At 62.5% G+C, this 26,294-nt stretch carries 21 protein-coding genes; 10 read left to right on the top strand and 11 right to left on the bottom strand.

Going from position 1 to position 26,294, the window contains the following annotated elements; translation table 11 throughout:
• On the top strand, window positions 1-1,388 hold a 1,388-nt coding region (locus VIE67_RS07030), incomplete at its 5' end, for a hypothetical protein (RefSeq protein WP_332024648.1).
• A 32-nt stretch (window positions 1,389-1,420) separates the two neighbouring features.
• Here VIE67_RS07030 and VIE67_RS07025 read toward each other — a convergent pair.
• Both VIE67_RS07025 and VIE67_RS07020 read right to left on the bottom strand, forming a co-directional pair.
• Window positions 1,421-2,554: an inorganic phosphate transporter gene (locus VIE67_RS07025; RefSeq protein WP_332024646.1), complete on the bottom strand. Its 1,134-nt coding sequence runs from the start codon at window positions 2,552-2,554 to the stop codon at window positions 1,421-1,423.
• 7 nt (window positions 2,555-2,561) lie between these two features.
• The gene (locus tag VIE67_RS07020) at window positions 2,562-3,191 is read right to left on the bottom strand and encodes a DUF47 domain-containing protein (protein WP_332024644.1); all 630 of its coding nucleotides are present in this window, start codon (window positions 3,189-3,191) and stop codon (window positions 2,562-2,564) included.
• A gap of 583 nt (window positions 3,192-3,774) precedes the next feature.
• Here VIE67_RS07020 and pstS point away from each other — a divergent pair.
• From pstS to phoU, 5 genes are all read left to right on the top strand, one after another.
• Window positions 3,775-4,815 carry a phosphate ABC transporter substrate-binding protein PstS gene (pstS, locus tag VIE67_RS07015; RefSeq protein ID WP_332024642.1) on the top strand — a complete coding sequence of 347 codons (1,041 nt, stop codon included), beginning with the start codon at window positions 3,775-3,777 and terminating at the stop codon, window positions 4,813-4,815.
• A gap of 139 nt (window positions 4,816-4,954) precedes the next feature.
• Entirely contained in the window at window positions 4,955-5,932 is a 978-nt protein-coding gene (pstC, locus tag VIE67_RS07010; RefSeq protein WP_332024640.1) for a phosphate ABC transporter permease subunit PstC, read from the top strand.
• Between the two features lie 35 nt (window positions 5,933-5,967).
• Window positions 5,968-6,825, top strand: coding sequence for a phosphate ABC transporter permease PstA (pstA, locus tag VIE67_RS07005; RefSeq protein ID WP_332024652.1), 858 nt, complete (start codon window positions 5,968-5,970; stop codon window positions 6,823-6,825).
• A 171-nt stretch (window positions 6,826-6,996) separates the two neighbouring features.
• Window positions 6,997-7,818, top strand: a complete 822-nt coding sequence (gene pstB, locus VIE67_RS07000) for a phosphate ABC transporter ATP-binding protein PstB (RefSeq protein WP_414707308.1) — start codon at window positions 6,997-6,999, stop codon at window positions 7,816-7,818.
• A gap of 126 nt (window positions 7,819-7,944) precedes the next feature.
• On the top strand, window positions 7,945-8,655 hold the full coding sequence (gene phoU, locus VIE67_RS06995) for a phosphate signaling complex protein PhoU (protein ID WP_332024638.1): 711 nt from the start codon (window positions 7,945-7,947) through the stop codon (window positions 8,653-8,655).
• 36 nt (window positions 8,656-8,691) lie between these two features.
• On the opposite strand, the gene VIE67_RS06990 is transcribed toward phoU, so the two are convergent.
• The 6 genes from VIE67_RS06990 to VIE67_RS06965 all read right to left on the bottom strand — a co-directional run bounded on the left by VIE67_RS06990 (window position 8,692) and on the right by VIE67_RS06965 (window position 18,728).
• Complete coding sequence (locus VIE67_RS06990; protein WP_332024636.1) at window positions 8,692-9,105, bottom strand: hypothetical protein; 414 nt, start codon at window positions 9,103-9,105, stop codon at window positions 8,692-8,694.
• 41 nt (window positions 9,106-9,146) lie between these two features.
• The gene (locus VIE67_RS06985) at window positions 9,147-12,413 is read right to left on the bottom strand and encodes an amidohydrolase family protein (protein ID WP_332024634.1); all 3,267 of its coding nucleotides are present in this window, start codon (window positions 12,411-12,413) and stop codon (window positions 9,147-9,149) included.
• Between the two features lie 134 nt (window positions 12,414-12,547).
• Entirely contained in the window at window positions 12,548-13,873 is a 1,326-nt protein-coding gene (locus VIE67_RS06980; RefSeq protein ID WP_332024632.1) for an amidohydrolase family protein, read from the bottom strand.
• On the bottom strand, window positions 13,863-15,251 hold the full coding sequence (locus VIE67_RS06975; RefSeq protein WP_332024630.1) for an amidohydrolase: 1,389 nt from the start codon (window positions 15,249-15,251) through the stop codon (window positions 13,863-13,865). Before VIE67_RS06975 ends, VIE67_RS06980 begins: the two co-directional genes overlap by 11 nt.
• Window positions 15,252-15,378: 127 nt before the next feature.
• Entirely contained in the window at window positions 15,379-17,547 is a 2,169-nt protein-coding gene (locus VIE67_RS06970; RefSeq protein WP_332024628.1) for a TonB-dependent siderophore receptor, read from the bottom strand.
• Between the two features lie 152 nt (window positions 17,548-17,699).
• Window positions 17,700-18,728 (bottom strand): alpha/beta hydrolase fold domain-containing protein, encoded by a 1,029-nt coding sequence (locus VIE67_RS06965; protein WP_332024626.1) that lies wholly within the window; start codon window positions 18,726-18,728, stop codon window positions 17,700-17,702.
• Between the two features lie 241 nt (window positions 18,729-18,969).
• Between VIE67_RS06965 and VIE67_RS06960 the strand changes: the two genes are divergently transcribed.
• The 4 genes from VIE67_RS06960 to VIE67_RS06945 all read left to right on the top strand — a co-directional run bounded on the left by VIE67_RS06960 (window position 18,970) and on the right by VIE67_RS06945 (window position 23,946).
• A complete protein-coding gene (locus tag VIE67_RS06960) occupies window positions 18,970-19,710 on the top strand; it encodes an AraC family transcriptional regulator (RefSeq protein WP_332024624.1) in 741 nt (246 codons plus the stop codon).
• Between the two features lie 998 nt (window positions 19,711-20,708).
• Window positions 20,709-21,809 carry a PepSY-associated TM helix domain-containing protein gene (locus VIE67_RS06955; RefSeq protein ID WP_332024622.1) on the top strand — a complete coding sequence of 367 codons (1,101 nt, stop codon included), beginning with the start codon at window positions 20,709-20,711 and terminating at the stop codon, window positions 21,807-21,809.
• Window positions 21,806-22,435: an FMN-binding negative transcriptional regulator gene (locus VIE67_RS06950; RefSeq protein ID WP_332024620.1), complete on the top strand. Its 630-nt coding sequence runs from the start codon at window positions 21,806-21,808 to the stop codon at window positions 22,433-22,435. Before VIE67_RS06955 ends, VIE67_RS06950 begins: the two co-directional genes overlap by 4 nt.
• A complete protein-coding gene (locus VIE67_RS06945) occupies window positions 22,432-23,946 on the top strand; it encodes an amino acid permease (protein WP_332024618.1) in 1,515 nt (504 codons plus the stop codon). The genes VIE67_RS06950 and VIE67_RS06945 overlap by 4 nt, the downstream gene beginning before the upstream one ends.
• Before the next feature lie 40 nt (window positions 23,947-23,986).
• Here VIE67_RS06945 and VIE67_RS06940 read toward each other — a convergent pair whose 3' ends face one another.
• Genes VIE67_RS06940 through ku form a run of 3 tightly spaced genes read right to left on the bottom strand, consistent with a single transcriptional unit; the run spans window position 23,987 to window position 26,165 of the window.
• Complete coding sequence (locus tag VIE67_RS06940; RefSeq protein WP_332024616.1) at window positions 23,987-24,445, bottom strand: GNAT family N-acetyltransferase; 459 nt, start codon at window positions 24,443-24,445, stop codon at window positions 23,987-23,989.
• An 8-nt stretch (window positions 24,446-24,453) separates the two neighbouring features.
• Window positions 24,454-25,263, bottom strand: a complete 810-nt coding sequence (locus VIE67_RS06935; RefSeq protein WP_332024614.1) for a tetratricopeptide repeat protein — start codon at window positions 25,261-25,263, stop codon at window positions 24,454-24,456.
• A gap of 20 nt (window positions 25,264-25,283) precedes the next feature.
• Window positions 25,284-26,165, bottom strand: a complete 882-nt coding sequence (gene ku, locus VIE67_RS06930; protein ID WP_332024612.1) for a non-homologous end joining protein Ku — start codon at window positions 26,163-26,165, stop codon at window positions 25,284-25,286.
• Window positions 26,166-26,294: the final 129 nt, after the last annotated feature.

The raw sequence follows: 26,294 nt of genomic DNA, 5'->3' as shown, positions 1-26,294 counted from the left end.
GCCTGTCGACGTTCACAACCAACCCGCGCAACAAGACCTGGGAGACGGTCAAGAACGCGCTCGGCGAAACGGTCGAGAGCGACGATCCGGGCACCAGCGGCGGCGGCGATGCGACGACCTCGCTGGTAGTGACGCAAACCTTCGATGCGGCCGGCGACGTGCTCATGATCGCGCGCAACGGGGGCAACGGCGCGGTGACGTCGAGCTTTACCTACGATGCGCTGGGCCGCAAGACCTCGCAGAACGACAGCGATTCGGGCACGAGCAGCTTCAGCTACAACGCCGCAGGCGATGTCATCGGCCAGACCGATGCGAAGAATCAGACCATTAGCCTGAGCTACGACGCCCTGGGCCGCAAATGGCAGCGCGCGACGAGCAACTCCGTCGACGGCACCAACATGCTCGATACGTGGACCTATGACACCGCTGCGAACGGCTACGGCCAACTCGCCAGCGAAAGTCACAGCGCCAGCAGCGGCACCTACACCGCCTTCGGCCGCACGATGATCTATGACAGCCTCGGCCGGCTGTACCAGCGCACCAGTTCGATCGCCGGCTACGTCTATACCGAAACCACCGCCTACGATGCCTACGGCCGCGCGTTGCAACAACAGGATGCGACCACCCAGATCACCACCGCGCATTACACCACGCACGGCTTTGTGGACAAGCAGCTCGATACGCGCGTTGCCGGCGGCACGCTGTATGAGTTGCTCGCCACCAACGAACGCGGCCAAGCCACCAGCGAGCGCCGCGGCGGCAGCACGAACCTGGTCACCACCCTGAGCTACTACGCCAACACCGGCCGCCTGAGCACGCTGTGCACCAACGGCAACAGCGGCACCTGCGGCTTGCAGGATCTCTCCTATGGCTACGATCTGGCCGGCAATCTGACCACGCGCGTGCACTCGACCAGCGGGGCCAAGACGCCCGCCGAGATGCTGACCTACGATGCGCTCAACCGGCTCACCGTCTCGCAGCTGGGTACGTTGTCGGGCAGCAGTCTGATCAACATCTTCGCCACGCAGACGATGACCTACGATGCGCTGGGCAACCTGTGCAATCAAGCGACCACGGGTAGTGTCACCAACATCTCACAGGCCTATAGCTACGCCGGCCCGGCCGGCTGCGCCAACCACGGAACCAGCGGCAGTGCGGCGGCGGTGACCGCGATCAGCGGCACGACGAGCGCGACCTACCAATACGACGCGGACGGCAATCAGACCACGCGGTCGGACGGGCGCACGCTGAGCTACAACGTGCTCAACCAGATCGCCAAGGCGGTGCTCAGCGCCAACGTCACCACCTTCGAATATCGGGGTGAATATCGAGGCCGGAGTCGAATATCCGCCGGGCGCCCCATACGAAGGTACGTTACGTCACGGTAGCTCGATCCCGTTCAACGCGGAATGGGCGGCCGCTACGGCGTGGTCAGCATCTGCACGCCGCGCACCATCACGTAGGCCAGGGCGCCGGCGATCGGGATCGTGAGCAGCCAGGCCCAGACCATGCGCTCGACCACGGTCCACTTGATCGCATTGGGATTCTTGGCGACGCCGACGCCCATGATCGCGGCGGAGATGTTGTGCGTGGTCGATACCGGAATGCCGACGCTCGATGCGGCGAGGATCACCGCGGCCGAACTGGTCTCCGCGGCGAAGCCGTTGATCGGATGCAGCTTGACCATCTTGTGGCCAAGCGTTTTGATGATGCGCCAGCCACCCGCGGCGGTGCCGGCGGCCATGGTCAGCGCGCAGATGACCTTGATCCATATCGCGATATCGAACGACTTGTTCGCATCCTGCTCGACGCGCAGGAAATGCAGGAAGCCCGGCAACTGATCGAGCGAGCCGGCACTGGTCGCGCCGGCGAGCGCGAGCGCGATGATGCCCATCGTCTTCTGCGCATCGTTCATGCCGTGCGACAGACCCATCGCGCTGGCCGAGAAGATCTGCGCCTTGCCGAAAAACATGTTTACGAAACGCGGCCGGCCGAATTTCTGGATTTGCGGGTTCTTGCGCGCACCGATCCAGGCGATGATCGCGAACAGCGCGCCCATGATCGCGAAGCCGATCACGAATCCGGCCAGCGGCGAGGTGATCATCGGCAGGATCACTTTCGGCCACATGCCCTTGCCGTCCCACCAGTGCACGCCGGGCTGCGACCAGATTATCGCGTGCCAGTTGTTGTGCGCGCCGGCCAACGCCGCGCCGCACAGGCCGCCCACCAATGCGTGCGAGGAACTCGATGGCAAGCCGCGCCACCAGGTGATGAGGTCCCAGATCGTTGCGCCGAGCAGGGCGCAAATGAGCAGCGCCGGCGTCACGTCGACCATGCCCGCATCGATGAGGCCGGACGAAATCGTCTTCGCCACGGCCGTGCCCCACAACGCGCCGAGCAGATTGGTTATCGCCGCGAGCAGCACCGCCTGACCCGGACTCAATACCTTGGTCGCGACCACGGTCGCGATCGAGTTGGCTGTGTCGTGAAAGCCGTTGATGTACTCGAAGACGAGCGCGACGGCGATGACGAGAAGAACCAGCGAGAGGCTCACGCAGACCTCACGAATTCTTCAGCGCAATGGCATACACCACGTTGCCCGCGTCGCGACAGCGATCGATGGCTTTTTCGAGCAGTTCGAACAGGTCCTTGCGCAGCAGCAGATTGCGCGCGTCGCTTTCTTTGCTGTACAGCTCGCGATACAGGTCGAGAATCAGGCGGTCGGCTTCGCCCTCGATCGCCTGCATGCGATCGTTCATTTCCTTCATCGTTTCCAGCACCATGCCCTTGCGCAACTGCCCCACCATTTCGGAGATCACCTCGCAGGCCTTCTCGAGCATGACCGCGCGCGAGACGTAGTCGATGTCGAGCAGCTGGCCGGCGAACAAGGCGTAGCGCTCGGCGAATTTTTCGACCGTTTTCGGAATCCGGTACAAGGCGGCCGACAATGCTTCGATATCCTCGCGCTCGAGCGCGGTGACGAAGGTGTTCACCAGTTCGGCGCTGATCTCGCCGATGATCTGCTTCTCGCGCCGACGCGCGGTGCGGAATTCATCGAGCGACGGACTCGGGGTTTTCTGCTTGAGCAGCGCGATCAGCGCACGCGCGCTTTGCCTCGCGGCATCCGCGCTTGCCTCGAGCAGACCGTAAAACTTGTCGCCTTTGCCGAAAATGGTTTGGAGTGAAAACATGATCGGTGCTTCCCCGGGGAGAGGCCCAAGTTTACCGTTTTGTTACAGGTTAGGGCTGAGGGCCCAACGCTGAGCCCCTCTCCTCCTGCGGGAGAGGGGTTGGGGAGAGGGTAGCGCCCGCGAAAGCGGGCGCCTTCGGCGCCATCCCCTCTCCCGGCACGCTGCGCGTGCCGGCCTCCCCCGCAAGGGGGGAGGCGCAACGCAGGTCACGCCATGGATAGGGGGGCGCAATACAGGTCACGCCATGGTAAGCATTTGCGTCAAAAATGGTTACCGCAGCGCCTTTGGCTTTAGCCCCTCTCCCCCTGCGGGAGAGGGGTTGGGGAGAGGGGTTGCGCTCGCGCAAGCGGACGCCTTCGGCGCATCCCCTCTCCTGGCACGCTGCGCGTGCCGACCTCCCCCGGGGGAGGTGAAAAGCAGGCCGGGCCATGTGCAGGCACTTAACTTAAAAGTGCTCCAGCCCCGCTGTCATAAAACTTTCAAATTGCCCGCGTAGCCTGCGCCGGTATCAAGGAGCGCTGGCGAGCCGGGGTAGCACGCCGCACGCCGCCTCCACGGTTTCATACTGTCAACGGAGGTTTCCATGTTCCAACGTATCGGGCTTCAACACATTCGCTATTCGCTGACGGCACTTGCCGTCGCCGCTGGTCTGTCCCTGGCCGGCGCGGCGCAGGCGGTCGACATCACGGGCGCGGGCTCTACGTTCGTGCAACCGGTCATTACCAAATGGTCGGCCACTTTTGCCGAGAAGACCGGCAACCATGTCAATTACGGCGGTGGCGGATCCGGTGCAGGCATCGCGCAGATCAAGGCCGCGACGATCGATTTCGGCGCATCGGACAAACCCTTGTCTTCGGATGAATTGAACGCGGCAGGACTGGCTCAGTTTCCGATCGTGATCGGCGGCGTGGTCCCCGTGGTGAACATCGAGGGCGTCAAGGCCGGCGAACTCAAGCTCACCGGTCCGCTGCTCGCGGATATTTATCTGGGCAAGATCAAGAAGTGGAACGATCCGGCCATCGCCGCGCAGAACGCCGGCCTCAAACTGCCCGACACGGCGATCCAGACGGTGGAGCGCTCGGACGGTTCGGGCACGACGTTCAACTACACGAATTATCTGTCCAAGGTCAGCCCCGAATGGAAGGAAAAAGTCGGCGAAGGTACCTCGGTGCAATGGCCAACGGGCGTCGGCGGCAAGGGCAACGCAGGCGTCGCGGCCTATGCGCAGCAGATCAACGGCGCGATCGGCTACGTCGAGATCGCCTATGCACTGCAGAACAAGATGGCATATACCCTGATGCAGAACGCCGCAGGCAAATTCGTCACCCCCAACCTCGCCAGTTTCGCCGCAGCTGCCTCGCACGCAGACTGGAAGAGTGCCAAGGACTTCAATCTCATGATGACCAATGCGCCGGGCGACGACTCCTGGCCGATCACCGCAACCTCGTGGGCGCTGGTCTACAAGACGCCGAAAAGCGCGGAGAACGCCAAGGCGATGCTCGACTTCTTCAAATGGTCGTATGCCAACGGCACCGACGCCGCCAAGGCGCTGGACTACGTGCCGCTGCCGGCAAACCTGGTCGAGCAGATCGAGACCTACTGGAAGGCGGAAATCAAGCTCTGATTCTCAGCACCGGGCCCCTCTCCCGCCGGGAGAGGGGTTGGGGTGAGGGTCCGGGTGCCTATCGGCGCTTCGGCGATCCCGAACCCTCATCTGCCCTGACGGGCACCTTCTCCTGATGGGAGAAGGGAAAAGAAATCTTATGTCCGCAAATATCACCGCAATCTCCAGAATCGACGAACGCCGCGCGCAGCACGACGGCAACGCCGATCGTGCGTTCCGCGGGATCGTGTTCGGCGCGGGCATGCTGGTTCTGCTGCTTCTGGCCGGCGTCGCGCTGACCACACTCTGGGGCGGTCGCGAAGCATTCCAGACCTTTGGTTTCAAATTCCTGATTTCATCCGACTGGGACACCGTCACGCACAAGTTCGGCGCACTCGCGCCGGTCTACGGAACCCTGGTCACCGCAGCGATTGCGTTGCTCATCGCCGTGCCGGTCAGCTTCGGCATCGCGCTGTATCTGACCGAGATCGCGCCGACCTGGCTGCGCACACCGGTCGGCGCCGCGATCGAGCTGCTCGCCGGCATTCCGTCGATCATTTACGGCATGTGGGGCCTGTTCGTGTTCGTGCCGATCATGGGCAGATACATCATTCCCTGGCTCAACGACCATGTCGGCAACTGGTGGATTATCGGCCCACTGTTTCGCGGCCCGCCGCTGGGCCTCGGCATGCTCACCGCAGGCATCGTGCTCGCGGTGATGGTGATTCCTTTTATTTCCTCGGTGATGCGCGAAGTCTTCCTGACCGTGCCGACGCGCCTGAAGGAATCGGCTTACGCGCTCGGCTCGACCACGTGGGAGGTGGCCTGGGATGTCGTCCTGCCGTATACGCGCACGGCGGTGATCGGCGGCATTTTCCTCGGCCTCGGCCGCGCGCTCGGCGAGACGATGGCGGTGACCTTCGTGCTCGGCAATGTGCATCGCCTGTCGCTGTCCCTGCTCGAACCGGGCAACTCGATTGCGGCGACGATCGCCAACGAATTCGCCGAGGCCGATTCGGAGATATTCCGCTCCTCGCTGATCGCGCTGGCGTTCCTGCTGTTCGTCGTCACCTTCATCGTGCTCGCAATCGCCAAGCTGATGCTGCGGCAGATGGAAAAACGCGAGGGCAAGGCATGAACACATCGCCTTCGAATCCGGCAGCCGATGCGCGTATGGCCGTCGCCGACCGCCTTTATTTCCGTCGCCGCATCGCCAACAGCGCCGGCCTCGTCTTCGCTACCGCGTCGACCATCTTCGGCTTGTTCTGGCTCGCCTGGATTTTGTGGACGACGTTCTTCAACGGCATTGCCGCACTGAATCTCGACCTGTTCAGTAAAATGACGCCACCACCGGGCGAGGACGGCGGTCTGCTGAACGCGTTTGTCGGCAGCGCAATGATGTGCGCCGTGGCGATACTGATCGGTGCGCCGATCGGCATCGCGGCCGGAACCTATCTGGCCGAATATGCGAAGAAGAGCCGGTTCGGTGAAGCGATTCGCTTCTTCAACGATATCCTGCTTTCCGCGCCATCGATCGTGCTGGGAATGTTTATTTATACGATCGTCGTGCGCCCGCTTGGTCATTACTCGGCGCTTTCCGGCGCGCTCGCGCTCGCCCTGATCGTGCTGCCGGTCGTGGTACGCACGACCGACGAAATGCTCAAGCTGGTGCCGAGCACGATGCGCGAAGCGGGCCTGTCGCTTGGTGTTCCACAATGGAAGGTCACGGTGCAGGTGCTCTACCGCGCCGCCCTGCCCGGCATCGTCACCGGCATTCTGCTCGCGCTCGCGCGCATCAGCGGCGAAACCGCGCCGCTGCTGTTCACCGCATTCGACAACCAGTTCTGGAGCACGAACATCGGCCAGCCGATGGCCAGCGTACCCGTGGTGATCTACAAATTCGCCCTGAGCCCGTACGCAGGCTGGAAGTCGCTGGCCTGGGCCGGCGCGCTGATCGTCACGCTGTTCGTGCTTACGCTGAGCCTCATCTCGCGCGCGATTTTGTTGCGCAACAAGGTGCCCAATGACTAGTCATTGTTTTCTAACCTACTGCGCTCGGAATTTCGTGCGCGTACGGTGCTCGCCACGCGCGCCATTGGCGAGCGTGAAATCACGCTCGCGCTCATGTATTCCGCACATACACTCCGGTTCCTGCGCTCCGTGCGCGCACGAACTCCCTTCGCTCGCGACGGTTATAAAACAATGACTGATCCGCATATTTCCCTGATCGCGCCACCGCCAGGTGCCGGTACGTCCGCTGCGGTGAAAGCCGCGCCGAAGATGTCGGCGCGCGGTCTGGATTTCTATTACAACGGCTATCAGGCGTTGAAGAACGTCAACCTCGACATCGCCGAGCGCAAGGTCACCGCGCTGATCGGCCCGTCCGGTTGCGGCAAATCTACACTTTTGCGCATTTTCAACCGCATCTACTCGATCTATCCCAAGCTCGAGGCGAAAGGTCAGGTACGGCTCGACGGCGACGATATCCTCGACCCGAAATATCCGCTCAACCGACTGCGTAGCAAGGTCGGCATGGTCTTTCAGAAGCCGGTGCCGTTTCCGATGTCGATCTACGACAACGTCGCCTATGCGATCCGCCATTACGAGAAATTGTCGAAGGCCGAAATGGACGCGCGCGTCGAGGAAGCGCTGCGCCAGGGTGCGCTATGGGACGAGGTCAAGGGCAAACTCCATCAAAGTGCGCTCGGCCTGTCCGGCGGCCAGCAACAGCGCCTGTGCATCGCACGCGCGGTCGCGCTGAAACCCGAGGTGATCCTGCTCGACGAGCCGACCTCGGCGCTGGATCCGATCGCCACCGGCAAGATCGAGCAACTCGTCGAAGAACTCAAGGACCACTACACGATCGCCATCGTCACGCACAATATGCAGCAGGCCTCGCGTGTGTCCGACTACACCGCGTTCATGTATCTTGGCGAGTTGATCGAATTCGGCGACACGACGACCATCTTCGAGAACCCCACGCAGAAGATGACGGAAGACTACATCACGGGACGCTACGGCTAGGAGCGAGGGCTGAGGGCTGAGGGCTGAAAAGCCGGCAATATGAGGCTTTTGATCTTCAGCCCTCAGCCCTAGGCCCTCAGCCCTGCCGCAACAAGCAACCCAGACATTCAACAGGCCCGCAACTCCATGTCAGACCATATCGTAAAAAGTTTCGACGACGAACTTTCCCAGCTAAACGCGGCGATCGCGCGCATGGGCGAACTCGCGCAGAGTCAGTTCGCCACGACGCTGGAAGCCTTGCATGCACGCGACGCGGAGACCGCGGCACGCGTGATCCGCGACGATATCGACGTCGACGCGCTCGAACGCGATATCGAAGCGCGTGCGATTCGTGTGCTCGCGCTGCGCCAACCGATCGCGCGCGACTTCCGCGAAGTGATCAGCACCTTGCGCATCGTCGTCGAGCTCGAACGCATCTGCGATTTCTCGGCGAACATCTGCAAGCGTCTGATCGCCTTGAACAAGCACTCGCCCGACGAATGGGTCAATGAAGTCGGCGAACTCGGCACGCTCGCACGCCGGCAGCTGGCTGCGGTCGTCGTCGCGTTCAGCGAGCGCAATCAGGAAAAGGCGATCACCGTGTGGGCCTGCGACGAGCAGATCGACGACACCTACACCGGTATCTACCGCCGCTTGATCGACTACATGAAGAGCGATCCGCAGCACGTCGCGATCGGCGCGCACTTCATGTTCATCGCCAAGAACATCGAGCGCATCGGCGACCACGTCACCAACATCGCCGAATCGATCTACTACCTCGTCACCGGCAACGTGCTCGACGCGCCGCGGCCGAAGGGCGACAAGTCGAGCCTGGATCAGGTCGAAGCGAGCGCCTGATCCGTGTCGTGAGCGGAGACTGATCCGCTCGCGCACTCAATCCGCGAGCTTTTTCAGCCATTCCGCGGCCGTGGTAGGCCCGGTCGCGACCGTATCGGTGTGCTCGGCGATGGTTTCGCGGATCGCGATGAAGAATTTCGCGCCGGTTGGTGCACCGAGCTTCTTCAACGCCGCGGCGACGAGCGGGGACTTTGCCGGGTCGACGTCTTCGGGCTGAATCAGCAGAAAGTCCCACGACGCGCCATCCGAATGCACGTAGAGCTCGCGTGGCGGCAGCCCGGCCTGGCGGTTCGCTTCGTCGTATTGCGCGATCAGCTTGAGAAACTCGACATGCTTGCCCGGCGCGATGTGGTAGATCTCGATCATCTTGCGCGTGCCCTGCTCGGCGAACGCCGGGATGCTGAATGCGAGCGCGAGCGTCGTGGCAAGAATCAGGTTGCGAAACTTCATGATGTGCTCCTCGAAGCGTGATTAAGGAAATTCGGCCGAATTCAATGCGCCAATGTGGGATGGAGCGCCGCGCGCTCGCCCGCGAACCACTGCGGCGCCAACGGCCTGGATTCAGGATAGATCTCGTCGAGCGTATTCGCGTCGTAGAGACGACCGTTCTTCATCACCTGTGCAATCGCCAGCGTGTTGCGGATGTCATCGAGCGGATTCTTGTCGAGAATGACCAGATCGGCAAATTTACCGGGCGCGAGACTGCCGATTTCATCCTGCCGGCCGATCGTCTCGGCCGAGCCGATCGTCGCCGCGCGCAGGACCTCGTGTGGAGTCATGCCGCCTGCGGCATAAGCCTGCATTTCCCAATGGATGCCGTAGCCCGGCACTTCGCCGTGCGAGCCGGTGCCGACCAGACCGCCGGCGCGCTGCAACGCGGCTGCGCCCTGCGCAATCGCGCCGAAGAAATATTCGTCCGCCGCATACCAATGCCGGCGCGAAAATTTTTTCTCGGCCAGCAGCGGCGGTGAGAAGTGATTCAATTTCGCATCGTTCTGCGGCAGGTCGCGTTCGATGAAATAGTTCTGCGCCGGCGGACCGCCGTGCGAAATCTGCAGGGTCAGCGTGTAGCTCACGCGCGTCTGCCGCAGCAGCTCGATGACGTCCTTGTACAGCGGCGCGGCAATCAGCGCATGCTCGTTGCCGGCGAAGCCGTCCATGATCTGGGTCAGATCGAGCTTCATGTCGAGCGCGCCCTCAGTGGTCGGCTGCAGGCCCAGTTCATTGGCCGCCATCGCCACCCATTGGCGCACACGCCGGTTGCCGGTGCGATATTCCTTGAGGTTGCCGAGGCGGAAATGATCGACATAGCGTGAGAGCACGTCCTTGACCTGTTGCAGACTGGTGAATTCATAGAACGAAAAAATCGCCGTGCCGGTCGAGTAACCGCGCGGCCCGAGCGACAGGCCAGCATCGATCAGATCCTGATAGGCGAGCATGTCGATGCTCAGCGTCGACGGATCGAGTCCCGCCGTCTTGCCGAACGCAAGATCGGCGAGAAAACTCCAGTTCTGCATGTCCAGCACGCCGCGCCGTACCTCGGCCCAGTGATCGTGCGTGTCGATGAAACCCGGCACGATGAACTTGCCGCCGACATCGCGCACTGGCGTCGCATCCGGAATCTTCACCTCACCGCGTTGGCCGATCGCCGCAATGCGGTTGTCGACGATCAGGATATCGGCGTCGGCGATTACCTCATCGCCACGCATCGTGACCGCGGTTGCGCCGCGCAGAACTACACTGGAGTGCGGCACATCGCGCGGCACTTCGACGTTTGCCGCAAACGCCTCGACGCCATCCTGACCCGGCTGCGGCCGAGTACGCGTTCCTTCTTGCCCGGCGGCGTCGAGTGCGACGTTCGCGAGCGGTTGGCGATAGAACGTCGAGCCGACTGTCCACGTAATTGTCTTGCCGCCATCGGCCCAACCGAAAAAGTCGGCGCCCACACTGGCGAGCTTGCGATGCGCAACCGGCGGCGCGTCGACATCGATAGCCTTGGTCGTATCAGTCGGCATGCGCAACAGGTAGAGCTGCTCGAATGTCTGCGCCAGCAACCACTGCCCATCCGGACTGATGCGCAGATCGTCGACCGGCGCACGGCCTTCCTGGAAATAGTATCCAGGCCCAGTGACCGCAATGAGCCTGTGCCGGCCGCTGCCATCGAGCTTGACCGCGTTCAAGCCGTCGTCGAACACCACGTTGACCGTGGCGCGGTCTGCGCTGAAGTGCGGCAGTCCGCCAATGCGTCCACTTGCAAGCACACGTGCGTCGCCGCCGCGCGACGGCAGCGCGATCAAATCGGCCTGACGCAGCGGGCCGTATTCCATGTATTGATGCATGCGTTCGTAATTGCTTGAACGTTGCGCGACGATGGATTTTCCGTCCGGCGTAAATACCGGATTGGTGTAGTAAGCGGGCGTCCGCGTCAGCGCCTTCGGCGTGCCACCGTGCGCATCGACTTGCCAAATTTGTCCGGCGTCCTTCGCCGTCCAACTGATGTAAACGATCGACTTGCCATCGGGCGACCAGGATGGTTCGAATGCGGGCACACCCGGCGGCGTCAGCGCCTGCGGCATCGCATTCTGCACAAGTTCCATTGTATACACGCGACCAAGCGCGGAAAACGCGATGCGTTTGCCGTCCGGCGAGGCGACCGGCGCCTGGATCAGGCGCGCGCGCACGGGGCCGGTATCGTCCTTGAACGAATGGCGCAGCGACGGGCCGATATCGAGATCGACGTGGGCGAGAAACGGAATTGTCGTCGCCTTGCCGCTGGTCAACTCGATGCGATGGATTTTGCCTGCGTAGGCAGCAATCAGCGCATTTCCATCCGGCGTAAACGCATAACCCGGCATCACGTCGCGCGTCGACTCGCCTTCCTGATCGTCGTGCTGCACCGGATAGACCAGTTCGCGATCGCCGCCGCTGATGAGATCGCGCACTCGCAGTTGCGTCTGACCTTGCAAGCGTGCGGCGTAGACCAGAGTCTTGCCGTCGGGCGACACTGCCGGTCGCATCGCACTGCCCTGATTCGTGACGATGGTATCGTCGGACCCAGTAGCGAGGTCGTGCCGCTGGATACTCCACATCGGCAAAGTCATGTCTTCATCGAAGGTGCCGTAGCGGCCGGCGAAATACAGCGCGCGGCCGTCGCGCGATGCCGTGGCGCCAAGCACGCTGTAGCGCTGATCCTTGGGCTGTGCGTCGTAGCTCTTGCCCTTGGTTATCCTCTCGCCGCGGCCGTCGCCACCGATCGCATAGCGCCACAACTCATATGCATTCAGGTCAGGGTGGAAGACCGAGACATAGATCGAACGCCCATCGGCCGACCACGTAGGCGAGGTAAACACGGCGTTGTCGTCGAGCATCGAAACCTGCTGCGCGTGCGTGCCATCGACATCGGCAATCCACACATCTTCATTGCCGGAGCGATCGCTGACGAAAACGATGTGCTTGCCGTCCGGTGCAAAGCGCGGCTGTGAGTCAAATGCCAGACCGTGGGTGATCGCCTGCGCCTCGCCGCCGCCGGTGGGCATGCGATACAGATCGCCGAGCAGCTCGAAGACGATGCTGCGCCCATCGGGCGAGACGTCGAGCGAAACCCAGGTGCCCTCGTCGGTATCGAAACGGATATGCCGGGTCGGCACCAGTGGTAATGTATCCCCATCCGCTTTTACGCTTTGTCCCTGCGCGAACGCGACGACAAACAATGCCGCGAAGATCGCCAGGACATTCAACACGGCTCTATGCAATTTCATGTAATGACAGGCAGCAAGGTAGAAGAAAAGCACAGTCATTCACCGCAAAAGACGCAAAGTACGCGAAGAAAAATCTCACTCACTTTGCGTCCTTTGCGTCTTTCGCGGTGAGATCGGCTTCTTTCATTTGCCGTTCAATTGCGATATGCCGGCGGCCACGGATTTTGCGCGGCCTTCGGTGCGTAGCGATCGCGCAGCAGGGTCTGGCGCGTGACCAGCGAGGCGGGCACGCCGCGCATCAGCACCAGATCAGGCGCCGCGCCCGGCTCCAGTGGATCGCCGTTCCAGATGACGAGATCGGCATCGAGTCCGTGCGCCATGCTGCCGTAGTGATCGGCAATACCGAAGATGCGCGCCGGATTCACGGTGAGCGCCTTGAGCGCGTCCAGCCGCGGCAAACCATTGGCCACCGCCAGCCCCGCCGCTTCGCGCAAGGCGACGCCGGCGTTGTGACTCAGATAAATCGTATTGCCGGATACGTTGAGCGCAATCGTCACACCGGCACGCTGCAGAATCGCGGCACTGTCCGCACGTGAGCCAAGTTCGTCGTAATTCCACGGCAGATCGGCTTCCGGATCGATCACGACGGCGACCTTGTGGCGCGCGAGCAGGTCGGCGCAGCGCCAGGCTTCGGCGCCGCCGAGGATGATCAGCGGAATGCGATAATCGTCGGCGAGGCTGACCGCCTGACGAATATCCGACTCGCGCGATACCTGCATGACCAGGGGCATGTGCTGGTCGAGCATCGCGCGCAGCGCCTGGATATTCAGCACATTCTGCAGTTGATCGCGCGGCGCGCCGATCATGCCTTTGGTTGTATACAATTTCGCTTCATCGAATGCATTGCGCAGCAACTGCCACTGCGCGCTGCGCGAACCACCACCTTTTTTTGCCGCGCCGCCACCGATGCTGGCGTACATCGCGGCCCTGGCGCGATCCAGGATATCGCCACCGGGCACGATGCGCAGCACCGCGCCCATGCCGAGGAATGCCGCGTCCGCGGCGGAAGTCGGACTGGCCACTGCGCGCGTCAGGCCATCGGCGAGCACGCTGGGCAACAGCACCGAGTTCGCATTCAAGCCGTACTGCACATCGAATGCCGCGCCGAGCGGACCATCGGCGACGCCGTGATCGCGCGTTTCCTCGAGCGAAGACACTTCGACCAGACCCAGATGCGTATTCGCATTCATCAAGCCGGGCGTGACAACCTTGCCGGCGGCATCGACCACGCGCGCACCTGCGGGCGGCGCCGTGCCGGCTTCCACGGACTCGTAGCGGCCGTCGCGAATCACGATCGTGGCCTTGTCGATGCGGCCCTGCGCACCGCCGGCATCGGTCATCGGCCAAGCCTGGGCGTTAACGATCGCAATCGTTTCGCCGTGGGCCACCACAGCGCCAAGCAACAGCGCTGCGACGAATGTGCAGCGCAGAGTTGCGTGCGTGGCGGAGTTATTTGCCATCGCCACCCGCCTTCGTTGGTGCGCTCATGCTTGGCTGGCCCAACTCGAAATCCGAACGCGGCCGACGCGTCGCGTCCGCGCGGTCGTAGACCAGCGCGCCGTCGATGAACACCTGATCGGCCTTCTCATATACGCTCAGCGGATCGGCCGACCAGACCACCAGATCGGCGTTCTTGCCCGCTTGCAGCGAGCCAATTTTCGCGTCCAGTCCAAGCACCTTGGCAGAGTTGAGCGTGACCCACTGGATCGCGTGCTCGTCGCTCACATGCAAACCCGCGCGATTGCCTGCCGCCATCGCCTTGCCCGCCTCCAAGGTCAGACGCTGACCGAGCCACGGCGAATCCGAATGCATCGCCACGCAGGCGCCGGCCGCATCGACGAAGGCCGCGTTCTCGCGAATGCCGTCGAGCGCTTCCATCTTGTAGCCCCACCAGTCCGACCAGACGACCGCGCAGGTGTGGTTCTTCACGAACAACTCGGGGATCTTGTAGGCCTCGACCGCGTGATGAAACGCGGTGATGCGGAAGCCGGCTTCCCGCGCCGTATCGAACAGCGTCGCCATGTCGTCGGCGCGATAGCAATGCCAATGCACGCGGATATCGCCATCGAGTACGCCGGCGAGCGAGTCCATCTTCAGATCGTCGTCGGGCAGCTTGTCTTGCTTGCCGGATTCGTAGTCGAGCCACTTCCGCCGATATTCCGCCGCTTCGAGCCAGGCGGCGCGTACGCCGGCGACATTGCCCATGCGACTCGACGGGAATTTGCCCTTGCCGCCAAATGTATACTTCGGATTCTCACCACAGGCCATCTTCAGACCGTACGGCGCATCCGGAAACTTCATCGCCTGCACCGTCGTCGCCGGCACATTCTTGAGCACCACGCTGCGACCGCCGATCAGGTTGCTCGACCCGGGCAGAATTTGCAGCGTCGTCACACCACCCGCGAGCGCACGCTCGAACGAGGGGTCCTGCACATTGATCGAATGCTCGGCCCACACGTTGCCGGTGACCGGGTCGGAGGATTCGCTCACGTCGGAATTCTGCGCGTCCAGGCTGGTGAACGGCGCGGAGAAATCGCCGTCGTGCGAATGTACGTCGATGATGCCCGGCGTGACCCAGCGGCCGGCCGCATCGATCGTCTTCGCGCCCGCCGGAGCGGCGATGGCTCCTGCGCCGATCTCGACGACCTTGCCGTCGCGCAGCAATACGCTGGCCTGATCGTAGCGATGACCTGCGCCGTCGAGGATCGTCGCATTCACGATCAGGGTGTCCTGTCGCGGCAGCGGCTTGTAGGTGCTCGGATACGGATTGAGCTTCCACGGCAGCACCGCCTTCGCGGTGCCCGACTTCGCATCGGATGCAGTCGCTGCCGTGGACATCGCAATGGCGAGTGTGGCCAAAAGCGCGGCGCAGGAAATACCGCACCGCGCAGTCAGCGCAAGGCGACGCCCGCGCAACAAAGCTCCTGCGCAGGCGGTCGGTTTCATCGACGTACGCACCGTGCGTTCAGAACTTGCGCGTCACCGTCGCATTGATCACACGGCGCAGGCCGTAAAAACACTGCGCATCGCTCGAGCAGCGCGACAGGTATTCCTTGTCGAACAGATTCGACAGATTGAGCTGCATGACCCATTTGTCCAGATTGTAATGAATCGTCGCATCCCAGAGTACGACCGACGGCGCCTTGTATGCATTCGCCGGATCGCCGTAGCTCGAACCGACATAGCGCCCGCCCAGACTCGCCCCCAGCCCGGCGAACCTGCCATCCTGCTCGGTGTAGTCGACCAGGGCCGATAGCAGCTGTTTGGGAACCTGCACGAGTTGTTTGCCGAGGTCGGCGCCGTTGCTCTTGGTCACCTGCGAATCGGTATAGGTATAGGCCGCGTTGAAGCTCCAGCGTTCGTTGAAGCGCGCGACACCCTCCAGTTCCAGTCCCTTGACCTCCACCGCGCCGGTCTGCACGTTGAAGAAGGCGTGCGCGGTATTCGGGTCGGGCGTCAACACGTTCTTCTGATTCAGGTCATAAGCCGCGACGGTCAGCAAGGCATTCATCCCGGCCGGCAGAAACGTCGGCTGGAACTTGATTCCCGCTTCGACCTGATCGCCCGAGGTCGGCTTGAATGCGTGGCCGCCGAAATCGGCTCCGGGCGTCGGCTGGAACGACGTCGAGTACGACACGTACGGGGCAAACCCGCTTTCGAACAGGTAATTGAGTCCAGCCCGATAGGTGAACTTGCTGTTCGATTCGCTCGCGCCCGAATTCGTCTGGTCGACGTTGTCATAACGACCACCGAGCGTGAGCACCCAGCGATTGAGCTTGATCTGGTCCTCGCCATAGACGCCGGTCTGTTTCTGCACTTCCTGGACGTACGGAAACAGCGAGGTTGGCGTCACGATCGGCACGCCATACACCGGATTGAACAGATCGATCGGCGGCGCGGACGCGAAGCCGAATTCGGAATTCTCTGTGTAGCGCCGGTAGTCGAGGCCGAACAGCACGTGCTGTTTGACGTCGCCGCTGTCGATTTTGCCCTCGACGCGCGAATCGACGTTGAACGACTTGGTGTTTTCGTTAAACGGAAAGTTGTAGCGGTTGACCGTATGGTAATCGTCCGGCACGCCATCGAAATTCGCGTCGACGAGGCCGGCGCCGTAGACTTGCAGGATTTTCACGTCGGACGAAAAGTACTTGAGGTTCTGCTCGAAGCGCCAGTCGTCGTTGAACTTGTGGCTGAAGTCGTAGCCGACGCCGTACTCGTCGCGCTTGAAGTGGTTGTAGTCGGTGTCGCCGAGGTTGGTATTGGTCGGCACTTTGCCGAGCGGGTTGGGTTTCGCAACGCCGAAGATCGGCAGGAACCCGCCGCCATCGCCGTAGACGTCATCATGCTGGAAATAGCTCAGCAAGGTGAGATTGGTCTCGGGCGAGACGACCCATGTGAACGCCGGCGCAATGTAATAGCGGTTGGTATCAACGCCATTGGTCTGCGTGCCCTTGTCGAAATAAAGTGCGGTAAGACGGCCGAGAAAACGCCCGTCCGCATCGAGCGGGCCGGTTACGTCGGCGGCGACTTGTCCGTTCGCATAACTGCCGTATTGCAACTGCGCTTCGCCGCTGAATTGCGCTTCGGGCCGGCGGCTGGTCAGATTGACGATGCCGCCCGGGGGCGCAAGTCCATACAGGGTCGACGACGGGCCCTTCAACACTTCCACGCTCTGGAAGCCGTACAGATCGACGCCGACATTGCTCACCGACCCGATCGGTGCCTGCAAGCCGTCGATGTATTCGGGCGGATAGAAACCGCGCAGCGTCAGCCAGTCGTAGCGCGGATCCGCGCCGTAGTTCTCGCCGATCACACCGGCGGTATAGCGCACGACCTGGCTCAGGTTCTGCCAGTCGAGCAGATCGATCTGGTCGCGCGGAATCACCGTCACCGATTGCGGCGTTTCGATCAGCGGTATCGTCGACTTCGCCGCGCCGTTGGTGTCGCGCGGAACGTAGTCGGGAGCCGAGACGACGATGCTCTCAAGCGTGGTCGTATCTTTCTTGCTGTCGTCGGCCGCGTCTTCTGCCGCGGCGACTGCGCCAAGATTGCCGGCCAACGCGAGAAGCACGCCCAGATATAGCAAATGCCGCTTGCCGACGCGGCCCGGAATACGGGATTCATGAGTAGTCATACGTCACCCCAAGACCAATGATTGATGAGAGAAGCGTTCGCTGGATTGGCTCCAGGTTCAAAGATTCCGACTCGATTTGTCCGCTTTTAATTTGTTCCGATCCCCATGGCGACGCACGCGCAGCGGGGTCTTTAATCATCGCGTTAAGGCCATCACGCGCGCAGACACGCGCGCAGCCACGCGGCGCCGTCGTCGATCGCGCGATCGGCGACATCGGAGATGGACACCGCTTCGAGAAAACTGTGTGTCGCTCCCGCGTATTCGTTCAGCACGGCCGCGACGCCGGCTGCGCGCAGGCGCGCGGCGAATGCATCGCTCTGTTCCGCCAGCACGTCACACCGCCCGCTCATCAGGAACGCCGGTGGCAGGCCGCCGAGTTGAGCGCGCAAGGGCGACGCCAGCGGATCAAGCGCATCGGCAGGCGTCGCCAGATAGTTGGCCCAAAACGTCGTCATCTCCGCGCTGGTCAGCAGATTGCCTTCGGCGCCGAATCCATTCATTGCCTGTTGCGAGAGTTCGTTGGTGAAGCAGCCGTAGATCAGCAGCATGCCGCGTAGCCGTTCGGCCTCGCCCGCGTCGCGCAGAAAAAGACCCGTGCCGACGGCAAGATTGGCGCCTGCCGAATCGCCGCCGATGGCCAGACGCGAAGCGTCAATATTCAGCGAGTCGGCATTTGCGTGCAGCCAGCGCACGACATCGACGATCTGATGCAGCGCGAACGGAAATTTCGCTTCAGGCGACAAGGCATAGTCGACGCCGACCACCACCACGCCGGCGCGCGCCGCAAACTCGCGCATGATGCGATCGTGCGTATCCAGACTGAACATCGTCCAGCCGCCGCCGTGCAGATAAACCAGCCCGGGCTGCGCATCGATGTTTGCCTGCGGACGATAGATGCGTATGCGCACGTCGCCCTGCGCGGTGGGCACTTGCAGTTCGCGCGTCACCGCCATCGCAGGACCGCCCTCGCGCCAGGGTGCGCGCACCTGCTCGGCAATGCGGCGCATCTCGACGATCGAGCGCGTGCCAGTCTCTGGATATCGCAGCCATGCTTGCGCCAGCTCGGAGACGAAGCGGCGAATCTGCGGATCGAGCGGGTCGACTTCGAGCTTCCCCGACCGGACCGCATCAGGGGTCGAATCCGCTCGTGCCGGCAGGTGTGGCCTCGATTCCTGGCTCATGCCGACTGTCCCTTTACGTATCTCATCGAAGACTCCGCTCCCAGGCGCCGCAGGCCCGCCTGCTGCCGTGACGATTGCGTGACATTCGTTTCTGTGCGTAGAATCGAATTGCAGCTCAATGTAATCCTCGTTTGAAAATACGCTGTCGAGAGGGGACCATTCATCGTCTAGCGTGGGCCACATGGGTCGCAGCAAGAAAGGCATCGATTACCAATTCGTACCGCGTCCGATAGCGGTACTGATGGATGACTATCCGCCCGGTTTTTTCGATCCCCGGCACAGTCACGTGCGCGCTCAACTGGTCTACGCGACCAGCGGCGTGACCATTCTGAGCACCAACGACGCGAGCTATGTCGCGCCGCCGCAGCGTGCGATCTGGATTCCCGCCGGGGTCGAGCACGAGGTGCGCTGCCGCGGTCGCGTGCTGATCCGCACGTTGTACATTTCGCCCGACGCCGCACCCGATCTGCCGAAAACCTGCCAGGTCATCGAAGTCTCGAATCTGTTGCGCGAACTGATACTCGCCGCGGCGGAGCTGCCGATCGAATACGATCTGGAAGGCCGCGATGCACGCATCATGATGCTGATTCTCGACGAGATTCATTGTGCGCGGCGCATTCCATTGTGCGTGCCGATGCCGGTCAACGAGCGCCTCGCGCGCATCTGCAAGACGATCCTCGCCGACCCGGCGCAGCATGATGCATTGAACGATTGGGCCAGCGCCGCCGCGATGGGCCGGCGCACGTTCACGCGCAGCTTCCGTCGCGAAACCGGCATGAGTTTCGCGATGTGGCGGCAACAGGTACGCCTGATGGACGCACTCTCGCGCCTGGCGACCGGCCATTCAGTCACCGCGACCGCACTCGATGTCGGCTACAACAGCCCGAGCGCGTTCACCGCTATGTTCCGCCGTACCTTCGGTGTGTCGCCGACACATTATCTGACCGACGAGCCGGCGCAAGTGCTGACGGCTGTCCCCTGATTTGGTCTGCTCGCCGTTCTTTGCTCGTCGTGCCGGCGCAGGCGGACCTGCGTGGGAAGAAGCCGCGCGTAATCCAGTGCCCCGTAGCTCGTCATTCCCACGCAGGCGGAAATCCAGTTTTACTCTTTTTGCAAAGCAAAAGCTTTCACTCGCCTGCGGCGAGCGAGTTACTTTTGCCATTGCGCAAAAGTAACCAAAAAGCTAGGCGCCCGACGCGGTGTTCTGATTCGCATCGTGCGAATCAGAATGCCCTGCGCTTCTCGACTGCGTCGGGGTTCGCTTGATGTACATCCGTGTACATTCGCTCACGCGCACGCGTCCGGCAACTGCTCCTGCGTTGCTCTACCTCCGGCATCCATGCCGTCGCCTGCGTGCGCCCCTGCGGGCATTAACCGCCGCAGCCTGCGATGCTCGGCACCGCGAAGGCCACCGGTTATTCCACGAACCCGTCCATCCATGGACTGCGCTTATATGCGATGTACTGCACCCGCTTTTGCTGTTGATCCGGGTCCCCCTTTGCCGCGGCGAGGGCACGCAGGAAAAGTCCGTGAGGATGACGCGCAGGATGCGCGTCAGTTCGCGAACGTATAGGGACGTACGTCAAGCGAACCCCTGCGTGACCTTGCGCACTCGCAGGGCTTCACCCTGCGAGCGCGGCATCGGGGGTGCATTTCTTTTGGTTACTTTTCTTTGGGCACACAAAGAAAAGTGACCCGCTCGCCGCAGGCACTGGATACCGGCCTTCGCCGGTATGACGAGCAAAAGATGGATTCCCGCCTGCGCGGGAATGACGCGCGGACGACAACACCATCCCCACCCAACCCTCCCCTTGAAGGGGAGGGCTACGCACGGCTTTCGCTGGAATGACGAGCAAAAGCCCACCGATGAGAGATTGGCCCGCCCACGACAACGAAAGTCCCCGGGACAAAAGCGCCAAGCACCCATTGAGTCGAGATTGAGCGACAGTCCAACACTCCATCCCGACGAAGGCGGACGGAATGCGGTCGATCCTGCGCAACGCGCACAAATACCTCAGCCTCACCTTCGGCCTGCTGTGGATTTTGCAGGCAGCCACGGGGGTGATTCTGGTATTTCGTGGCGAACTCGACGATGCGCTGCTGCGCGGGCCGGCGCAGCCGCTGGCGCCTGCACAGTTCGGTGTCGAGGTGGCGAAGCTTGCGGACAAGGAAGCGACATCGAGGCTGACTTACATCATGGCCAGCGAAGGATCGCGCAATCGTTTCGACCTGTTGTTTACCGACAAGAACGAGCGCACGCGCACGCTGCGCGTCGACGGCACCGGCAGCGTGCTGCGCGAGCGTCCACTGGACTACGACTACCCCGCGCCGGGCCTGTTCCAGACCGCGCATGATTTCCATGAAACCTTGTTCGCCGGCGATCGTGGCAAATGGTTCCTGGGCTTGAGCGGTACTTTGTTGCTTTCCAATCTGCTGCTCGGTCTGAAGCTCGCCTGGCCTGCGCGCGGTCAAGCTTGGCGGCGTGTGCTGTTGCCGGGGACGACCGGTGCGTTCAGCGCAAATGTATACAAATGGCACCGCGCGCTCGGGTTGATGCTGGTTGTGCCCGCAATCGTCATCGTCAGCTGCGGCGTGCTGCAGGAATGGCCGCCGGATAGCTGGCTCGGCGTCGAAACGCCCGTGCCCAGGTCAGCCAACGCTGCGCAGACGAGCGTCTATCCACTGGGCGCAGCGCTCGCCACCGCGCTGGCGCGCTATCCGGACGCGAGCCTGGGACTGATCGAAATGCCGAGTGCGGACAATGCCTACTACAGAATTCGCCTGCGTCAGCCCGGCGAATTACGGCGCGTGTATGGCACGACGACGGTGTACGTCGATGCGCACGACGGCAGCGTGCTGCTCGACCGCGATGCCTTCAAATTGCCGCTCAATGAAAAAATCACCAACGCGTTCTATCCGATCCACACCGGCGAATTCGCCGGGCTGGCCGGGCGCGTGATGGTGTTCTGCAGCGGGCTCTCGCTGCTCACGATGGCCGCGCTCGGCGCGAGCATGTGGTGGACGCGGCGCGCGCGACAGCGACCGAGCAATTCCCTTCGCACCCAGACGGCACCCCGATGACAAACTCCCGTTTCTCGCCGCGCAGCGACAATGATGTCGCCCAACTGATCGCGCACCATCCGCTCGCGTGGGTCGTCTCGCACAACGGCAACGCGACGCCCCTGCCACTGCGCGTCGAGCGCAGCGACAATGGCCGCGTCCTCAGTCTCACCGGACATTTCGCGCGTGCCAATCCGCAAGTCGCGCAGCTGCAAGCCGATCCGCGCGCGCGTCTGTTGTTCATGGGTCCGCACGGTTACGTCTCGCCGTCGTGGTTCACGGATCGCACGCAGGCACCCACCTGGAACTATGCCTGCGCGAATCTCGATGTGCGCATCGAATTTCTCGACAACGCGCAGGATCTCGATCACATCGTGCGCGACCTCGTCGATGCGATGGAGGCCGGCCGGCCGCAGCGCTGGAGCGTCGACGACATGCACGCACGCTATGCACAGTTGTCGCAGCGGATCATTTCGTTTCGTGCGCAGGTGCTCGATATCCAGGCGAAGTTCAAGCTCGGCCAGGACGAGCGCAATGACGTCTATCCGGAAATCATTCGGGGCCTCGCGCAAGGCAGCAACCACGCGTTGATTGCACTGATGCAAATCTTCAATTCGCAGCGCAACGACAAAGGCGAAAAATCATGAACACCTCGCGCCTGTTCGCACGCAAGTCGGTCGAGGCGCTGCTGCTGGAAACCCGCGACAACGGCATGCGCAAGGTGCTCACGCCGCTGAATCTGGTTCTGCTCGGCGTCGGCTGCATCGTCGGCGCCGGCATCTACGTGATGATCGGTCCGGCTGCGGCAAACTATGCCGGACCCGGCGTGATGCTGTCGTTCCTGCTCGCCGGAACGGCTTGCGCGCTGACCGGCCTGTGTTATGCGGAACTTGCCGCCGCCGTTCCCGCCGCAGGTTCGTCGTACACCTATTGCTACGCGGCGATGGGCGAAGTGTATGCGTGGACGCTGGGCTGGTTGCTCATGCTCGAATACGGGCTGGCCGGTTCCGCGCTCGCGGTCGGTTTCTCCGGATATCTGGTGAGCCTGCTCGGCGATTTCGGCATACATCTGCCGGCCGCGATTTCGGCCTCGCTGCTGCAATCGACGAGCGTCGACGGACACACGTCATTCCGCGTCAGCGGAAATTTGAACCTCATCGCCGCCTCTGCGCTTGCGCTGATCGCGATCGTGTTGGTGCTCGGCGTATCCAAATCCGCATGGGTCAATACGCTGCTCGTTGCGATCAAGGTGGCCGTACTCGCTACCTTCGTCGCGATCGGCGTCGGTGCGGTCGATGCGCACAACTGGACTCCGTTCGTGCCGCCGAACGAAGGTGGTTTCACCTATGGCTGGCAGGGCGTGCTGCGCGCTTCGTCGATCCTGTTCTTCGCCTACCTCGGGTTTGAGACCGTGTCCACCGCTGGCGGCGAAACCGCGAATCCGCAGCGCGCGATGCCGATCGGCATACTCGGCGCGCTCGCCGTGAGCACGACGATCTACATCATCGTCGCCGCTGTGCTTACCGGCATCGTGCCGTTCCGTGAACTTGGCGTGCCCGACCCGATTGCCGTCGCCGTCGATCGCATCGGCCATCCAGGCTTTGCCGTGCTGATCAAGATCGGCGCGCTGACCGGATTGTCATCGGTCCTCCTCGTCAACGGCTACGGCCATTCGCGCATCTGTTTCGCGATGGCCCGGGACGGCTTGCTGCCGGGCGTATTCGGTCGCCTGCACACACGCTATCGCACGCCGTGGATCGGCTGCATCCTGGTCTGTGTCATCTCGGCCGTGCTCGCCGCGCTGTTTCCGATTTCGATCCTCGGCGATCTGGTCAGCATCGGTACGGGGCTGGCGTTCGTGATCGTGTGCCTGAGCCTGATGTGGCTGCGCACCGCGCGTCCGGACCTGCCGCGCCCATTCCGCGTACCGTTCGGCGGCTTCCACGTCGGCAAGGTCTGGATCGGCTACGTCCCGGTCGCGGCGATCGTGATGTGCATCGTGATGATTCTGCCGGTGGGACTGGACATCATCGCGCAGGCGCGCCGCGGCGACACCCTTCCGGCATCGATCCTCGGCGGCTACGCGATTCTCGGCGCTGCGATCTATATCCTGTACGGCATGCGGCGCAGCGTGCCCATCGCTGAAGTCACAGTCTGAGCGCGCGTTCGGCCATCGCCTCGATCCCGAAATGTCAGCGCTACCACAAATCCTTCGCCAGCCTTACGCCATCTTCGACGCCGCGATAGTAACGCCGCACGAATTCGAATTCGGAGTAGCCGAGCCGGCGATAGAAAGCCCGCGCCTGCGCATTCGACGAGCGCGCTTCGAGATAGACGACGCCGATGCCGGCGGTGAGTGCCGTTGCCTCCAGCCAGGCCATCAATGCGGCGCCGACGCCACGGCGCTGCCGCTGCGGCTGTACGGCGAGCAGGTGCAGGTGCGCCTCGTCGTCGAGGTATTTCATGATGCCGAAACCGACCAGCTCGCCGCGTTCGCAGGCGACCGCGACATTGGCCGCGCGGTCGTTGATGCTGCGCAGAACCTTGCCCGCATTCCAGCGCCAGCCGAGTCCGTGCTCGACGAAATCGCGCGACATCGCGGCGATGCGGTGCGCGTCCCTGGGCATGGCGAGACGGATTTCGCAATCGACGATCATGACCTAGCTTAGCTCGTACCGATCAGCCGCCGATACTTCGACATGTGCTTGATCGCCTCTTTCGGCTTTTCCAGTTGTTCGAACAGCAGGGCGAGATTGTAGTGACAGTCGGCGAAATCCGGATCGACGTCCAGCGCCGCCTTGTACGCAGCCGCAGCATCCGACTTGCGGTTCAGATCATCGAGCAGCGCGCCTAGATTGAACAGCAAGACGGCGTCGCTGCCGCCTGCATCGAGCGCATCGCGATACACGCGCTCGGCCTGCGCCAGACGTCCGGCTTCATGCAACAAGCGCCCGAGGTTGATACGCGCATCGACGTGTGCCGGATCCGCGGCGATCGCGCGCTCGTAGGCGCGTATCGCGGCTTCGAGGTCGTTCTGTTCCAGCGCGACCGCCTGATCGAACCAGTCGTCGCTTGGCGGCGGCTCTGCGGTCCGCTCAATGATGCTCAAGGAACCTTCGGCCGGATCGCCGTCGAAGGCGAGCAGGTATTGCCCCGACTCCGCCTGCCAGCGCTTGCCGCCTTCGCTGACCACGACGCGATCCGCGACCGCGCCGATGCGCATGCCGGACAAGGGCATGGTCTCGGGAAGATGACGGCGCAGTTCTTTCAGCGACTTGGTGATACGCCGATGCGGCACCTTGGCGGCAGCTAGCGCCTGCGCGGTACGCAGGACGATCAAATCCTGGAACGAAAACAGCCAGGCGTTGCGCGGTCCGCGCGCGGGCGACACGAATCCCGCAGCGATCAGGGCGCGGATCGTGCTGCGCGGCAGGCCAAGCAGTTTCTCGACGTCACGGACGCCGTACTGATGCATGATTTCGCCAGTCCGCGCGGCTATTTCTTGGCGCTCTTGCGCGTCCCGGCAGCGGTTGGTTCCGCGCGCTTCGGCGGCTTGCGTGCTTCGGTTTGCGCCTGCGGTTTGCTCGCCTTGGTCGACGCAGCGCCTTTCTTGCCGAGGCTCGCGCGCAGCGCTTCCATCAGGTCGATGATCTGGGCGCCGCCTTCGGGCACTTCGGCCATGGTGATTTCCTGGCCCTCGACTTTCTTCTGCACCGCGGCTTCGATGCGCGCGGCGACGTCGTCGGTGTACGCGCTCGGATCGAAGCGGTCGCTCGATTGCTGATCGATGAGCTGACGCGCGAGTTTGAGTTCGGCGTCGCGCACATCCATCGTCACCAGGTCGATGTCCTTGATCGAGCGCACTTCGTTCGCGTACAGCAGTTGTTGCATCACGAGTCCGTCCTGCACCGGCCGGATCATCACGATGTACTGCTTGCCGCGCGTCGCCCAGCGTCCGAGCGCGCAGCGCTTGGATTCGCGCAGCGCCTTGGCGAACAGCGCGTAGGGTTTGGCGCCGCCCTTGTCGGGCGCGAGGTAATAGGCCTTGTCGAAGTAGACCGGATCGATCGCCGAGATCGGCACGAACTCGCTGATGTCCGCGGCGTGCGTGCCGGTTTCCTCGAGCGCCTTCAATTCCTCGGGCGTGAACATCACGTACTGGTCCTTGGCAAATTCATAGCCCTTGACCATTTCATCGCGCGAAACGGGGATGTCTTCCTTCGCACACAGATACTGCTGCTTGAGGCGCGAGCCGCAAGTCTTGTGCAGCAGATTGAACGAGATCGTGCGGCTGGCCTCGGTCGCGGAATACAACTTCACCGGAATCGCCACCAATCCGAACGAGATGGTCAAACTTGCAATCGCGCGCGCAGCCATGATCTGTCTCCGACTTCAATCCGTATATTTTGAAAACCGTTCGCCCTGAGCGTAGGCGCGAATGCGCTGAAGTCGAAGGGCACCTGCACCAACGCTTCGACTTCGCTTGCTACGCAAGCTGCGCTCAGC

The sequence above is a fragment of the Rudaea sp. genome, from assembly GCF_036560865.1.
GTDB lineage: Bacteria > Pseudomonadota > Gammaproteobacteria > Xanthomonadales > Rhodanobacteraceae > Rudaea.
The sequence above is the reverse complement of the archived record's forward strand: the minus strand, read 5'-3'. Positions and strand labels throughout refer to the sequence as shown.